This is a genomic window from Citrobacter freundii complex sp. CFNIH4, assembly GCF_002934505.1.
Taxonomy (GTDB): domain Bacteria; phylum Pseudomonadota; class Gammaproteobacteria; order Enterobacterales; family Enterobacteriaceae; genus Citrobacter; species Citrobacter freundii.
Genome location: NZ_CP026233.1, coordinates 88,494 through 102,860, shown reverse-complemented (window position 1 = coordinate 102,860; position 14,367 = coordinate 88,494). Strand labels below are relative to the sequence as shown.

12 protein-coding genes and 1 pseudogene are annotated in these 14,367 nt (G+C 49.9%); 9 read left to right on the top strand and 4 right to left on the bottom strand.

Features of this window, described 5'->3' with window-relative positions:
- The first annotated feature begins 151 nt into the window (after nt 1-151).
- The 5 genes and pseudogenes from C2U41_RS26930 to C2U41_RS26905 all read left to right on the top strand — a co-directional run bounded on the left by C2U41_RS26930 (nt 152) and on the right by C2U41_RS26905 (nt 9,203).
- Nucleotides 152-1,192, top strand: coding sequence for a DNA-binding protein (locus C2U41_RS26930; RefSeq protein ID WP_000101568.1), 1,041 nt, complete (start codon nt 152-154; stop codon nt 1,190-1,192).
- A 286-nt stretch (nt 1,193-1,478) separates the two neighbouring features.
- Nucleotides 1,479-2,990, top strand: a pseudogene (locus C2U41_RS26920) (UvrD-helicase domain-containing protein).
- 110 nt (nt 2,991-3,100) lie between these two features.
- The gene (gene traF, locus C2U41_RS26915; RefSeq protein ID WP_001326396.1) at nt 3,101-4,141 is read left to right on the top strand and encodes a conjugal transfer protein TraF; all 1,041 of its coding nucleotides are present in this window, start codon (nt 3,101-3,103) and stop codon (nt 4,139-4,141) included.
- Nucleotide 4,142: 1 nt separating this feature from the next.
- On the top strand, nt 4,143-5,576 hold the full coding sequence (locus tag C2U41_RS26910) for a conjugal transfer protein TraH (protein WP_000256129.1): 1,434 nt from the start codon (nt 4,143-4,145) through the stop codon (nt 5,574-5,576).
- 12 nt (nt 5,577-5,588) lie between these two features.
- Entirely contained in the window at nt 5,589-9,203 is a 3,615-nt protein-coding gene (locus C2U41_RS26905; protein WP_000534551.1) for a conjugal transfer protein TraG N-terminal domain-containing protein, read from the top strand.
- Between the two features lie 37 nt (nt 9,204-9,240).
- On the opposite strand, the gene C2U41_RS26900 is transcribed toward C2U41_RS26905, so the two are convergent.
- A complete protein-coding gene (locus C2U41_RS26900; RefSeq protein ID WP_000683483.1) occupies nt 9,241-9,603 on the bottom strand; it encodes a hypothetical protein in 363 nt (120 codons plus the stop codon).
- A 715-nt stretch (nt 9,604-10,318) separates the two neighbouring features.
- On the opposite strand from C2U41_RS26900, the gene C2U41_RS26895 reads away from it, so the two are divergent.
- From C2U41_RS26895 to C2U41_RS26880, 4 genes are read left to right on the top strand one after another with little or no spacing between them, the layout of a single operon-like run.
- Complete coding sequence (locus C2U41_RS26895; protein ID WP_000356489.1) at nt 10,319-10,591, top strand: helix-turn-helix domain-containing protein; 273 nt, start codon at nt 10,319-10,321, stop codon at nt 10,589-10,591.
- Nucleotides 10,591-11,124 (top strand): transglycosylase SLT domain-containing protein, encoded by a 534-nt coding sequence (locus C2U41_RS26890; RefSeq protein WP_000790610.1) that lies wholly within the window; start codon nt 10,591-10,593, stop codon nt 11,122-11,124. The genes C2U41_RS26895 and C2U41_RS26890 overlap by 1 nt, the downstream gene beginning before the upstream one ends.
- A 10-nt stretch (nt 11,125-11,134) precedes the next feature.
- Nucleotides 11,135-11,743 (top strand): hypothetical protein, encoded by a 609-nt coding sequence (locus tag C2U41_RS26885; RefSeq protein WP_000891157.1) that lies wholly within the window; start codon nt 11,135-11,137, stop codon nt 11,741-11,743.
- Complete coding sequence (locus C2U41_RS26880; RefSeq protein ID WP_001020646.1) at nt 11,740-12,291, top strand: FlhC family transcriptional regulator; 552 nt, start codon at nt 11,740-11,742, stop codon at nt 12,289-12,291. Before C2U41_RS26885 ends, C2U41_RS26880 begins: the two co-directional genes overlap by 4 nt.
- A gap of 59 nt (nt 12,292-12,350) precedes the next feature.
- Here the strand turns inward: C2U41_RS26880 and C2U41_RS26875 are convergent, their stop codons facing one another.
- Genes C2U41_RS26875 through C2U41_RS26865 form a run of 3 tightly spaced genes read right to left on the bottom strand, consistent with a single transcriptional unit; the run spans nt 12,351 to nt 14,065 of the window.
- Entirely contained in the window at nt 12,351-12,770 is a 420-nt protein-coding gene (locus C2U41_RS26875) for an H-NS family histone-like protein (RefSeq protein ID WP_000651490.1), read from the bottom strand.
- 1 nt (nt 12,771) lies between these two features.
- Entirely contained in the window at nt 12,772-13,065 is a 294-nt protein-coding gene (locus C2U41_RS26870; protein ID WP_000919078.1) for a hypothetical protein, read from the bottom strand.
- 16 nt (nt 13,066-13,081) lie between these two features.
- Complete coding sequence (locus C2U41_RS26865) at nt 13,082-14,065, bottom strand: ParM/StbA family protein (RefSeq protein ID WP_000077458.1); 984 nt, start codon at nt 14,063-14,065, stop codon at nt 13,082-13,084.
- Between the last annotated feature and the right edge of the window lie 302 nt (nt 14,066-14,367).

Sequence of the window (14,367 nt, the reverse complement as noted above, 5' to 3'; positions counted from 1 at the left end):
TCAGCGTGACCGCGTAACAAGGCTTTTCCGCAGCCGGAAGGGCTTTGTCCCACACAAACAATTCCAATCGACAGCAGCATGATATATAATTATGATAATTACCGTATTATCGTAATTATCGTAAACATTACAAATTAAAAGGAACGTTCTCATGGCAAGAAAATTGGTTGAGTTTGACGATGTAGCGGCTGCGGCCCAAAAGCTCAAGGACGCCGGTAAACGCCCAACGGTCATCGCTATCAGAGACATCATTGGCAAGGGGAGCTTTACCACCATTTCAACGTATCTCAAACAGTGGTCAGAGGAACACTCCCTCGATGAAGAGCTGGTAGAGGTAGTCCTTCCAGAATCGGTTATGAGCGATGCTGAGCTCTTCCTACAGAAGATCTATACGGTAGCCAAAGCAAGCGCCGATGAACAGCTTGAGCGCGAGCGTGAACTGCTACGACAGAAAGAAATTGAGTACCAGGAAGATATGCAGCAAGCCGTGGACATGGCAAATGATGCCACCGAACGGGCTGAGCTACTGGAGGAACAACTTGAAGCTCTCACCAACAAAAAATCAGAGCTCGATGCGGCCCTTGGTAAGGCAGAAAACTCGCTATCCCTCAAGTCTGCGGAGCTAGAACGCTCACTGGCTGACATTGATAAGCTGGAAAAGCGGATCGTTGAGTTGGAGGGCAAGCTGGAGGCGAAAGCCGCAGATCTGACCCGAGCACAGGATCACCTGGAGCAAGCTAAAAGCGAAAATCGCTCTTTGAGCCAAAAATTGGCAACTACAGAGGGTGAGTTGGAGGAGCAAAAAGGCAAGAGTATAGAGCAGACAGAAAAGCTCCGGGCCGCTCAGGAACAAAAAACATCGTTGAAAGAGCAGCTCGAAAATGTACAGGCCAAACTGGCCCAATCACAGGACTCCCTTGCCACAGCCAAAGCTCATGGCGAATCCGCTGAACGAGAGTGCCAGCGCCTATCTGGAGAGGTAGAAAAGCTGGACGCCAAATTATCCAGCGCCGAAGCAGAAGCTCGCGCTCTTGTTCAAGACAAAGGCATGATGGCTGGTCAGTTGCAGGAAAAAGACCAGCAGGCCAAGAGCCTCGAACAAAGACTCAATGATGCACTGACCAAAATTTCTGGGTTGGAGCAAGAGCTCGCTAAAGCTGGTAAGGGAGGGAAAAAGAAAGAGGAAAACTGATGGCGCGAAAGGCTAAATATTCAGAAGAGTGGCGACACAGAGCTGCGGCTCTTCAAACCAAGATTGAGGAGGCTATGACACTAGCCACCTCATCTATTGGCGACTATCGCTGGTTACACCGTCTCCATAGTTGGGTTACGGAGGTGGCTCAAGGTAAAGCCCCAGACTGGTGGACAGATCTGGATTGTGAAGTATCCCTCCCCCGAGAAGAAAAGCGGATCAGTACGTTCCTCTCGACACAAAAGAAGCGCATCACTCTCCAGATGTGTTTGTCGTAGGGGGCCTCATGAAACAACTTCCTCCTGACACACCAGAACAATCACTGATCACTCAGTACAAAGGGCCTCGCCTTGTCGTTAAGGCCTACGCTGGAACGGGTAAAACCACGACACTGGTGAAGTACGCCCACAACAACCTCGATTCACGTATCCTCTACTTGGCATACAACAGGGCTATCCGCGACGAGGCAAGAGAAAAGTTTCCTGCAAACGTAGACTGCAAAACGTCCCACCAGCTTGCCTACGCCACTATAGGAAGGGGCTACCAGCACAAACTCTCCGGCAACCTAAGGCTCACCGATATTGCCCAAGCGGTGAATACCAAGAACTGGACGTTTGCCAAAGATATTCTCGATACGCTCAACGCCTTTATGTGTAGTGCAGACATGCGGATTCTTTATACGCATTTTGCTCGCGCCGATACGGGTAAAGTGCTTACGTCCAAACAGGAGAGATACCAAATCCAGGTGGTCGAAGGTGCTGAGCTCATATGGAAACGGATGACAAACGTTCAAGATCCGTTCCCGACCGTACACGATTGATACCTCAAACAGTATCAGCTCGGGATGCCGAATCTGTCTCGCCGGTACACCACCATTCTTTTTGATGAAGCACAAGACGCTAACCCCGTAACAAGTAGCATCGTCCTACAGCAGAACTGCAAGGTAATCCTGGTTGGAGATCGCCACCAGCAGATCTATAGGTTCAGAGGCGCAAACAACGCCCTTGATAGCAAAGAGCTCATGAACGCCGACCAACTCTATCTCACTCATAGCTTCCGCTTTGGCCCCAACGTTTCGCTGGTGGCAAACGCCCTTCTTGAACTCAAAGGTGAAACACGACCTGTTGTTGGCCGGGGACCAGCAGATCAGGTACTCATGTTTTTACCAGGTGACGTGGGCCACCGCGCAATACTTCACCGAACCGTCATGGGGGTTATAGAGACGGCGCTCTCTGCGACCGAATCCGGAGCGCAGGTATTCTGGGTCGGTGGAATCGACGCTTACCAGATCAATGAGCTCCAGGATTTGTACTGGTTTTCGATGGCAGAGCCAGACCGGGTAAAGAATAAGAAACTGCTTGATGAGTATGAAGACTACTTCGAGTATCAAGAAGTAGCGAAGGCGACCAAAGACCCTGAGATGATGAGGGCTGTCAAGATCATCAACAGCTACGATGAAATCCCTGAACGACTCACCACTCTACGACGCAATACAGTCAAAGAAGAGTTTGGGGCTGACATTACGGTCTCAACAGCTCATCGGTGCAAAGGGTTGGAGTGGGACTTTGTTCAGCTCTATGACGACTTTCCGGATGTCCTGGACCCAGAGCTCGACCCAATGGCCCGTGACGATGAAATAAACCTGCTCTACGTTGCATCCACCAGAGCGATGCGAATCCTTGCGTTGAACAGCGCTGTCGAGATGGTTATCCGCTACATCACCCAAAAACGCATGGTCGAGAAGCAGATGAAGATGGCCGCAGAAGCGACAGAAGTTGAAGAGGACACGACCAAATAGTTTGGTCAATTCTTTCACATGTGAAAGTTGACAAATAAAACGCTCTAAGCGCCCTAAATGGGCGCTTACACCTGCCTAATTTCACGCCTCCCACCTCTACCATATCGAGCATGGGAAAATACGTGCGTGAGACTATGAAAAAATCACCTTTGAATTTACTGCTCCTTGCAGCGCTCACGCTGGGGGCATCACACCAGGCTTGGGCTCAAGATGGCACAAGACCTGGTTTTTATGAGCGAAAGGAAGAGGGTTGGTTCTGGTACAAGGAAGAGCCCAAAGAACCAGAGAAAAAACCCGAAAAGCCCAAACCAAAGCCTGTGGCAGAAGCGAAGCCTACACAGCCTAAGCCTGCTGCTCCGCTTCCGAGCGGCCCAGAAATGTTCTCAGCGGAATGGTTCCGGGAAAACTTACCCAAGTACAAAGACCTTGCTTGGAACAATCCTACCGTTGAAAACGTCAGGACGTTTCTCTACTTGCAACGATTTGCGATAGATCGCTCTGAACAATTTTCCGATGCTACAGAGCTGGCGGTCGTAGGTGATCCTTTCTTGGATGAAATTACTCGACGTCCTGCTGCCACGTTTGCCTCACAACAAGTTGATCGTGACGCTGGTAACGCCAAAAACATGCTACTCAAAAGCGTAGCCGAACGCGTAGGGATATTCTTCTTCTACAAGTCCGACGATGACTACAGTGACTTGCAAGCACCGCTCATCAAGATGTTGGAACAAGGAGAAGGATTCTCGATCATTCCTGTATCTATGGACGGCAAACCACTCCCCAGTGGGCTTTTCCCCCATTACAAAACCGATGAAGGCCATGCCAAACAACTTGGTATCGTAACTTTCCCTGCTGTTTACCTCGCATCTCCAGACGGTCAGTTCGCTCCTATAGGACAAGGGCCAATGTCTCTTCCTGAGCTGAATCACAGGATTTTGGTCGCAGCAAAACGCAATGGTTGGGTCACAGACGAAGAGTTTAACCGTACACGTCCGGTACTCAACCTGGAAAACAACATAGCCGAACGCTTGGCCTCACCAGAGCTGGGCTCTGACCTCAAACAGCTATCTCAAGCGAGCGGTGATAAAGACAACTTTGTGCCACCGGAACAACTCATGAAGTACATCCGGGACAAATTACAGGAGAACTAAGATGGTCACGCACAAGACATTAAAAAGGAGCCTGCTTGCCCTGAGTGTGGCGGCCAGTCTCGTCATGGCACCGACAGGGGCGATAGCCGCTAACGGCCTCCAATCACAGATGGACAAACTCTTCAATGAAATGAGCAACACAACACCACCTGGGGTTTATGAAAGCCAACGACGTGGCGTTTTAGCTGGTGGCCGGTTCACTGCAAAGACACGAATCTTCGACGAGAACCTGGTGAGCTTTGCCCCTCCATCATGGAAAGCTGGTTGCGGTGGTGTAGATCTGTTCGGCGGTTCGCTTTCCTTCATTAACGCGGATCAAATTGTCCAACTCCTTCGGGCTGTAGCAGCCAACGCCAAGGGCTATGCCTTCCAGCTTGCGCTCGATAACGTTTTCCCGGACGGAGCGAAGTGGATAGAGAACTTCCAGAAGAAAGTGCAAGCGCTCAACCAACATCTGGGCAACTCCTGCCAGCTCGCTCAAGGTTTCGTGAACGACCTAACCAGCGGCATGGACCTTAAACACAAAACTGATGCTTCTATAACCGCGACAACTTCCGGCCTGTATGAAGACTTCTTCGGGTCCAAGCAGGAAACCAGCGGCAAGAGTCCTCTGGAAGAACTGAAAGCCAACAAACCTGACGAATACAACAAGATGATTGGCAACATCGTCTGGAAGCAACTCAAGAGCAACAACGCCAACACCTGGTTCCAGTACGGGGATAACACCCTTCTTGAAGCGATCATGTCTTTAACCGGCACAGTCATCATTGGTGATCTGGTAAACGACCCGAACTCAACCGGCACTGGTGCGAAAACAACCCCTCTGACGACCCTACCAGGTAACAAGATCACCTTGTCAGACCTGATTTCAGGCGGTTCTGTTGAGATCTATTCCTGTGATTCTGATACGACCAACTGCCTGAGTGCTGGCTCCAGCAATAAAACTGTCGTGCTCAAAGGTATCAAGAACCAGATCACCGATATGCTGTTAGGAACAAGCTCTACACCTGGTGTGATCTACAAATACGCAACGAACTCTGGAACCTTAACCGACCCAGAAAAGGCCTTTGTTTCTAACCTCCCCGGAGGGATTGGCACCATTGTTCGTAACTTGTCTGTCCTTTCACAGGACGGCGCTAACCTGTTCGCAACAGAGTCATCAGGAGCGATAGCCCTGACCATGATGTATAGCTTCTCGGAAGAGTTCTTCCGCGCAGCTCGCATTGCGATGGCTAACAGCAAATCACCCTACAAGAAAGAGGCACTAGAGCTTCTCGCGCAATCGCAACAGCAAATCCGTGCTGAATACACAATCCTGTCCTCTCAATACGGCGATCTGGCAAGCCAAATTGAGAAATACAACAACCTACTGGACAACATCCGCAAGCAAAAATACATGCTGGCAACTTTGTCCAATCCTCCTAGCACGAACTAAGGAGCTATTGGAATGGGATCTTTTTCAATCCACTCTATCGGTGACTCTGCTTTTCTGGAGCAAATCCTGATTGCAGTATCAATGATCACCGGCACCGGGGATTTCGAGAAGATGGTCAGTATTGGCCTGCTTCTTGGGGTCTTGATGATCTGTATTCAGTCCGTCTTTCAGGGCGCAAAGCAAATCAACCTCCAGCAAGTGCTGGTAGGTTGGATTCTATATGCCTGTTTCTTCGGCCCAACCACAACTGTGACTATCGAGGACGCTTATACAGGGCAGGTTCGAGTCGTCGCCAATGTCCCTATTGGGGTAGGCTTTGCTGGAGGTGTCATATCCAACGTGGGATACACCATCACCAATTTGTTTGAAACTGGATATGGGGTAATCGTACCCAATGTCACGGAAAGCCACTTTTCCGAAACACTGAAACTGTTGAATGACGTCAGACGGCGAGCCTATGACACAGGAGTTTTTACTGCGCTTAACTCAGCAAATGGAGGCGGCTATGTTGACGTGAGGCGTTCCTGGAACAATTACATTCGGGAATGCACGTTAACCAAAGTCGATCTCAACCTAATGTCCCTTGATGAGTTGATGAACCGTTCAACTGACTCAGCTTTGCGATTCAACTCACAGCTCTACGGAACTAGGTTGTATTTGTCTACAGCAAACCCTGACGGCGCTGACTACACATGTACTGACGGATGGGTGGCTATTAGCACTGCAACCGCCAACCTAAGCAGCCCGGTTGTTGTTGATGCTCTTAACAGCCTACTGGGTATTGACACGTCAACTGGAGACAACGCTCTAACGAAGCTGACCGATTCGCTTCAAGCGATGGGTGCCACAACTACGTCATCAATCGACTATCTGAAAGCCGCCGTTCTGGAGCCCCTCTATTATGAAGCCGCAGCAGGACGTTATCAGGACCTCCAGGATTATGGCTCTGCATTGATGGTCAACCAGGCTATTCAGCAACGGAACACACAGTGGGCCGCAGAGCAGTCGATGTTCATGACCGTCGTCCGACCAATGCTGACGTTCTTTGAAGGCTTTATTTATGCTATAACCCCGATCATTGCTTTTATTATCGTGATGGGCAGCTTCGGCCTCCAGTTAGCCGGGAAATATGTACAAACCATCCTCTGGATTCAGCTATGGATGCCAGTCCTCTCAATTATAAACCTGTTTGTTCATACCGCCGCGTCAAATGAGATGTCTAGCCTCAGTGCTGGTGGTCTCAACTCCATGTACGCTCTTTCCTCAACTGGAGATGTTCTGCAACACTGGATTGCAACCGGCGGCATGTTGGCTGCGGCCACTCCGGTGATTTCCCTGTTTATCGTCACAGGTAGCACCTACGCCTTCACCAGCTTGGCATCGAGAATAAGTGGTTCTGACCACGTTGACGAAAAGATGCAAACGCCAGATCTACTCAAGCAAGGTCCGGTTATGCAAAGTCAGCCAGCGTACAATCACAACCAGTTCAGTGGTGCGATTGCAAACGGCGCAGAAAGCATGATCAGTACCTTCTCGCTTGGCTCCACCTTGGCATCAGGCGTGAGCTCCGCACAGGCATTACAAAGTCAGAAATCGGAGGCTTTCCAAAGCACTCTTGGTCGAGGTTTTTCTGATGGAGTAAGTCAGGATCAAGCCTATTCAAGACTCTCCAATGTCGGGCGCAACGTTTCGTCGCAAAACACAGCTCAAAGCCAATTGATCAACCAGCAAGCCAAGAACTTCATGGATAAGTTCCAGGTGGATGATAGCCACTCTGATGCTGTCAAAGGTGCTTTTGCCATGCAGGCTATGGGCACACTCGATGTTGACGAAGCTGCGTCCATGCTTATGCCTATGGTTGGCAAGGCCAGGGCAGCAATGAAGGCCGCTGCTGGTGTGAAATCAAACAGTACAGCCCTAGTTCCTGCTGGTGGTAATGGCGAATCAGGCGGCGGCAGTGATGTCCTGGACATCAAAGCGCAAGCGAAGGGAGCAACAGAGTCATCAACTCAAGACTCTTCAAGCTGGTCAGCGAGTGATGTGTCCCAGTTCATGAAGGGTGTGAGCTATTCGCAAACCGATAGCCAGGCGTTGACAAATCAATTAGCGCAGGGTTTCAGCCGTTCTGGAAGCGAGTCATTCAAGCAAACCTGGGGCGATAGCTTATCCCAGAACCTATCCAAGTCCGCTTCTGAACTGGTGTCTGCATCGGACACCTTCACAACAATGAGTCAGCTCCAAAACCAAATGGGCTCCATGACTAATACCGACTTTAAAACTCTCGGTGGTGCAGTAGCACAAACCCCTGCGGCCATGAACCAACTGAATGACTATTTCCGAAATGCCGCGCCGCAATCGGTTAAAGACGAGGCGGCTTCACTACAGCAAAGATACCAAGCCTACGGAATGTCTCCTCAAGTGGCCCAGGCAGCAGCGCGAATGACAGCAATGACCAACTCCAAAAATTACGAACAGGGTAAGGAGCTTGGCGGGTATCAAGCCGCACTACAGGCGATCAATACCGCGTCCGGTCGCAACGGAGCATTTAGTGGTGATGCTTACGGAAATAACGGCATTGAAGGCCCGAATGTTCAAGGCCTACCAGGTCAGGTTCAAGGGGCTGTAGGCAGTGGACCTAACATCCCAACCGGATTCCGGGAGAATGTGGCTGGGATGGCTGGAACTAATCCGGCATCAGAAGCTGGGCAGTTACCAACGAATAGCCCCCTTGTTCAAAATGAACATGCAGCCGGTACGTCAGCTCTTCATAACCAAGCACAGCAAACAGAGCGAAATGTATCTGCTCCTGAACTGAAAAAAGCCCAAGATAACCTTATGAACTCGCTTCCGGAAATGTCTTGGAGCGCTTCGGCGTGGGGAGCGTGGGACAACTCCAGTGATTGGATGGGCCGCAGAGCTGAACAAGCAGGTGGAGCTCTCATTGCTGGTGGTCAAGCTGGCGCTGATGCGTTCTCAAGAGCGATGGATCAAATGAGAACGATGACACCTGAACAACGCGACCAATTCATCGCGGCCACTCAACGCGGCGACCAGGCCGTGCAAGAGGAGTTTGGCTGGGCCGGTGATGCGATGGTCGGTATGGCTAAACTTGGCCGCAACGTCATGGGAGCTGCTGCAAGCGGCTATGATGCAGCGAAGGAGTGGTTAACTGGTAAATCTGATCTATCGGAAGCCGCTAAAGGGATGAGCATTGAGGAACGCGGCGCGTTCTATGCAGCAGCGCTATCCTCTGCCGCAGAAGCTGGTGGTGGAGCCGCGCAGCAGTTTATGAACCAGTACGGTGATGAGTTCAAAGAAACGATGCAGTCTATCGCTCAAAGCCGTTATGGGCTGACTGAATCCCAAGCCGCTGTTTATGCCGAATCGTTTGACACAAACGAAGGTCGCATGAACCAGGCTGTTCAGAATCTGAAAATGGAGTATGCAGAACGTAACCCGGATGGCTCACCGATGATGCAAGGAGGTCAGCCTGTTCTTTCTCAGCAAAACGAAGAGTTTACGGACAAGCTGGTAAACGTATTGCAGAACTCGACGGAAGCTGGAGACCGTTCAGGTAGCTATTTGACTGCCGTCAGGGGGTACAACATAGCAAATCAAAGGTTCTAAAAGACCAACCAAATAATAAGGGGGCCAGCAGGCCCCCTTATTCGTCTCCAGCTCCAATATGGAAGCGCTGGTCAAAATCATAGGAATCTTGAAACCCACCAGTTTGTTTTTTTCTGCGCCGGGTAGGTGGTGCCTCTTTATATGCTGACCGCGCAACGCGGATAAAGCACGTTAGTCCAAACAGAGCCCCGACAACCAAAGCAACTTGCCACTGGAAGTAAGCGATCCCTCCCCAAAAGATAACAGCAGCCCAAAGGCTTTTGTGAACCAGAAATAGGAAACGAGCACCCCAAACGCCGAAGGGAGCCAGCGCCACACCAAGTCCCCAAGGTGTGTCAGCCATCATGGCTATTCCCAGAAGCACCATTCCCAGCAGAAGAATATTGACCACATGTTTCATATCAACCCCCTTACTCTTTACCTCCAGTTTACCACGGCATCAAAAAATGCAACTGTGAAAGTTTGACTATTTTTTGCTAAACAACCATTCCATTGGCAACTTCTTCGATTAGAATTTGCCCTCAAACTTTCACATGTGAAAGTTTGCCCTTACGGAACAAGGCGTTTATTGACAAAGCATTACATAGTTGAACATGTCAAACAAATCGCATACACTATGGAATAGGCCATTGCTAACGCTTTGGTCCCCATCTGCAACACCGCAGAGTTCTCTTTCTCAAATATCTCTTTCTGTAAACACCATCATCCTTGTGTGGTCGGGATGCGCCTTTGCCTTCCCTGCCCTCCTCAGCTCCTGCTGTATTCGCAATTTCAGCCCTCGCTGTATCCCTAAAATCACTTATACCTAAACGCTATTTAATATCACAAAATACCGCACTCCCCGTGCGCTATTTCCGCCATTCTTTTGGCGCACTTTCCATTACTATCGCAAAAATATCCGTATCCCATTGATTACTAAAAGTATTGTAACTTTGTTCCGTCGGTACAAAGTTAAGTGTATGTTTTTAAAGGTTTTTTATTGTTGATAGCATCATTATTTGGGCTTATAAAGGCGCAAAATGTGTCAGTTTGTGACAATAGAAGAACTCTAAAAGCGTTCATCGAATAACGCACTTTTTGTATGGCTAACAACGCAGTTTAAAGGGTGGCAAACAATGGATAAATGCCAATTGATAGACATCCCAAGCGACCCAGAGAAGAAACGTGAGTGGATCAAGTACAAACTCAAGATCCAGGGGCTTTCTCTGGCCGCATTGGGCAGAAAACACAAAACATCTCGGCAGGTGGTGTCTACGGCACTCTATAAGCCCAGTCCACGCTGGGAACATGAGATAGCTACAGCTTTGGGTGTGAAGCCGTCTGAGATTTGGCCGGAGCGGTACGACGAAGAACACGAAATACCCCTCAGACATAAGGAGGCAAGCTGATGAAGAACAAAGCCAAGGCGCTAGTTCTGTCTGCGGCTCTCCTTTCATCAACAGCGAATGCTATTGACCTGAGCGGAACCATCTTCGACAAAGCAGCGAAAGCATATAACCTCGACCCTCTTCTAGTGTATTCGGTCGCATTGGCCGAATCTGCATCAGGGAGAGGTAATGGCTCTATAAGTCCTTGGCCTTGGACGCTTCGCGTTCCTGGGCTTCCTTTCTATGCTAAGTCGGAAGATCAGGCAAAGGCTAAGCTCGCTGAGTTTCAGCAGCAGTACGGTCGTGCCATTGATGTCGGGTTTATGCAAGTGAGCATCCGGTGGAATGGTCATAGAGTTTCTTCTCCAGCAGATCTTCTCGACCCAGAGACCAACGTCATGGTTGGGGCAGAGGTGCTATCAGAAGCCATTCAGTCATCTCCAAATGACTTGGAGCTTGGCGTTGGCCGCTATCACGCCTGGGAAGACGAAATCCGAGCCAGAAACTATGGTAGCCGAGTCTTGGCTATCTATCGCAACCTTCGTGATTTGTGAGGGGGGCGGAATGTTGGAACTGGATATTATTGGTGCGTGGGATGCAAGAGCCGTCAACCTCGATCAAGAAGAAGCTGATAGAAACGTCTACGAGTTCGATCTGACATTGTGGAACCTGCTATCCACTCTGGCAAAAGAACGTCCAGATGATGCGGCCTCACAATTTTCTTTGGGCATGGACACCGTTCAAAAGCTGTCACTGGCAACACCTTCCCAATTGGAAGCTCTGGCCTCTGGCGTGTTGATCTCTTTCAAACTCGAAACAGCAGAGCAGAACATCATCACGCGACTCTCTGGCGACTACGACCCTGTAGTTTTTATCAACCATAGTGTTGATGAATTTGATGCTGCCTACTGGTTGCTATTTAACCGCGTCGCATCGAGAGACCCGGAGATGGCAAAGGAAGTTTTCGGGGTTTCGAGAGAGCTTGCGGAGCTGGTGGCTAAGGCAACAGACAGCCAGTTGCGCCACATGTCTGGAACAACGGTTACGCATTTTACGCTTCGTTTTGCTCCGAGCATCATTGAAGAAATTCTCGATGACAGCCGGGAAGAGTTAACACACCCGGTATTGAAAAAACTGCAACAGTCTCTACAGGGACGTGGGAGGTGGAGATGAACATTGGCAACTCTGGTACATTGGGTCGCTGGGTTACAGCTCGACACATGGCCCTTGCTGGGTACATCACAAAAATCATCATGATCGAGACTGGTCTGACCTACAAACAGGTCAGACGGCTTTACCAGGATCTGGAGAGGGACGGATATACTCTGGAACGAAAATCCAGAACTTTCCGGGGTGGTGCGACACTGATTCATAGTCACACATCCAAGATACAGGCCTCTCTTCTAATGCAGCTCTACTTCAACATTGGTGGAGAAGCCGTGTTGCGGTCTGTGAACATCAAAGCCTTGAACAAGGCATTTAGAATGTATCACGCAATCCGCAAAGAAGTGCCCGGAATGAAAGGTGCTCGGTGGGCTCCGTTTGATATTACTGATGCCTGGTGTCTTGCTTCGGAGCTGAGAAGTGGGGACGCAATGCTGGAGGTGTGCGACAACTGCAAGTGTACGTACTTCACCTCTGTTAATCAAAGAACCTGCGTTGAATGTCCGTTCTGCAAAGAACAAGGAAGGCATGGTGGTGGGGAGAAAGAGTGTGCTTGAGTAGACTATGACATTTCGGACCAGAAGATGAGCGCCCAAACTTTGCGGCGCTCATTTTTTTACTTCTTCTGTGGGATACGGTAGCGCTCCAGCTCGACAGCTCCCAACCCCTTGAAAGCATCCGGGCGACGTCCTTGCCCACTCCACGAAACTCCGTCTTTTGAATATTTAGCATTATCAGGTTCTGATCTGCTCGTGAACATTTCGTTGAGCAAGCCGATGTCCACACCGCAGGATTCCATGTCGCTCATTATTCGCTCAGCCTGAGCTCGCTTTTCTTTTTCTTCTTCTTCTCGCTTTTTGTACTCTTCCTCCAGTTCATTGAGAACGCCCTTCATTCTGTCAATGATCTCCCGAACTTCATCTAACGGGAGTCCTCGCAACAGGGTGCGAATGCGGCTTTTACGCTTTAACTCTGCGATTATTAACTCTCTACGTTCAGCCGCTGATAGCGTAGAGAACTCCTCGTGGTCTTTCATGTCATACGGAGCCCATCAGTTTTCCTTTAAGTGAATCACGTTGAGAGTTCAGTTTTGCGTCAGTCTGCACTGGCGAATTTTGATGCTGTGCAGGTTGACTCTCTGAACTCTGTTGCTCAAAAGACCCAATGTTGCCAGAAAATCGAAGAGAATAAAGACCCAATAGAGCAAGGGCGCGGAGCCGATCACTACGCGCCTTATGCTGCATCTGGGACAGTTCACGATAGAGCTCCGGAAAGGCTTGCTCCGATATGTTCAGATTAGATATTTTTCCATCCCATTTGCTACCAGCCACAACGACCTCCTATCTATCAGCCGCAGAACCAGAAGCCCCTGGCATTGGATGCCACGGATTCGTTGGGCAGTACGATCCTGCTCTTAGGGAAAAGCTCCTTGGCCGCATCTTGGTAAGCCTCGGCACCGCCGCCAGCCAGCAGAACTACGTCAGCATCCATCCCGTCCTCACGCATTGACTTCCGCATAGGGATCAAGGCGTTTTGAGCGACTTTGGTTGAGGCTTTCTTGAAGTAGTCTTTGATCGATACCTTTTCACCGTAGAGGAAGATTTCGGCCTTACCGGCACGAATAGCTTTCTCGATCTTTTCGATGCCAGGGGCACCGCCGTGGTCTTCCTGAATTAGCCGGTCCGTTTCCTGTAGCAACACCGACATCGCCTTGAGGCTGGTGCCAGATGAGTGATAGCGGACCTCTCCCTCTTCAAGAGCTACCCAGTCTACAGAAAAGAACCCAGGGTCAATTACAACGGTTTTTCCTCCCTGGATAATCTCCAGGAGGTCTTCATCTTTGGTTGAACTTACAACATCCATGTAAGCACCGGCAGGTTGAGGTACAACCACGACAGACTTAACCGCTACCGATCGTTTTGGCGTGATCTGGTGTTCACCCTCAAGCCGAGATTTCAACGCCTCTCTGCGCTCTACGTCCATGTACTGACTAACAGGCAGGCCAGTCACCAGCACATCGATCTCCTTCTGCTCGGACATCAGGAGTGCAGCGTAGAAAAGAGCCTTGTATGGATTGGTCGAAGGATAGTCGCCGTGAAGCTCACGCTCCCATCCTTGCAATCGGTCAGGCTCGACGCCTGCAACCCATTTCTCTCCATCAATCACAACCTGAATGCAGGTCCCTGCACCGCCAGTTAACTGTTGTGGCATCAGTTCCAATGGACCTGCCCCCACCGGCATGACGACTGTGCGAGCTTCCTCACCTTTATACCCCATTGCCATTTTCAGGTTGGAGTAACCAATATCCAAACCCAGAACAAATTGACTCATGAAATCCTCCAAAGATTGCTTTTAGATTGCTTTTCGATTGCTTGCCGCGTGTTGGATAGAGAATAAGGCTAAAAGCGGGGACAGATGGCCTGTGTAATTGCCCAAAAGGGGCATATAGGTTGCTTTTCGGTGGCTTTTTGATCGTTGAGTAAGGGAACCTATGGGAACGCTGCACGGATAGGCTCAGATAAACAGACCTTACCCTCGCATCGAGAACCGCTTGCCCTCCAGCATCGAGAGACGGTGGTAAAGAGGCATTTGGAATCTTTGATGCCATATCCAATATATCTGGAATCTTTAAA

Excerpts from the sequence above, each read along its gene's own strand:
- C2U41_RS26880 (WP_001020646.1), top strand. The coding sequence starts at position 11,740 with ATGAACATTGGCAACTCTGGTACATTGGGTCGCTGGGTTACAGCTCGA.
- C2U41_RS26910 (WP_000256129.1), top strand. The coding sequence starts at position 4,143 with ATGGTCACGCACAAGACATTAAAAAGGAGCCTGCTTGCCCTGAGTGTG.
- C2U41_RS26865 (WP_000077458.1), bottom strand. The coding sequence starts at position 14,065 with ATGAGTCAATTTGTTCTGGGTTTGGATATTGGTTACTCCAACCTGAAA.
- C2U41_RS26895 (WP_000356489.1), top strand. The coding sequence starts at position 10,319 with ATGGATAAATGCCAATTGATAGACATCCCAAGCGACCCAGAGAAGAAA.
- C2U41_RS26905 (WP_000534551.1), top strand. The coding sequence starts at position 5,589 with ATGGGATCTTTTTCAATCCACTCTATCGGTGACTCTGCTTTTCTGGAG.
- traF (WP_001326396.1), top strand. The coding sequence starts at position 3,101 with ATGGGAAAATACGTGCGTGAGACTATGAAAAAATCACCTTTGAATTTA.
- C2U41_RS26900 (WP_000683483.1), bottom strand. The coding sequence starts at position 9,603 with ATGAAACATGTGGTCAATATTCTTCTGCTGGGAATGGTGCTTCTGGGA.
- C2U41_RS26875 (WP_000651490.1), bottom strand. The coding sequence starts at position 12,770 with ATGAAAGACCACGAGGAGTTCTCTACGCTATCAGCGGCTGAACGTAGA.
- C2U41_RS26885 (WP_000891157.1), top strand. The coding sequence starts at position 11,135 with ATGTTGGAACTGGATATTATTGGTGCGTGGGATGCAAGAGCCGTCAAC.
- C2U41_RS26930 (WP_000101568.1), top strand. The coding sequence starts at position 152 with ATGGCAAGAAAATTGGTTGAGTTTGACGATGTAGCGGCTGCGGCCCAA.
- C2U41_RS26890 (WP_000790610.1), top strand. The coding sequence starts at position 10,591 with ATGAAGAACAAAGCCAAGGCGCTAGTTCTGTCTGCGGCTCTCCTTTCA.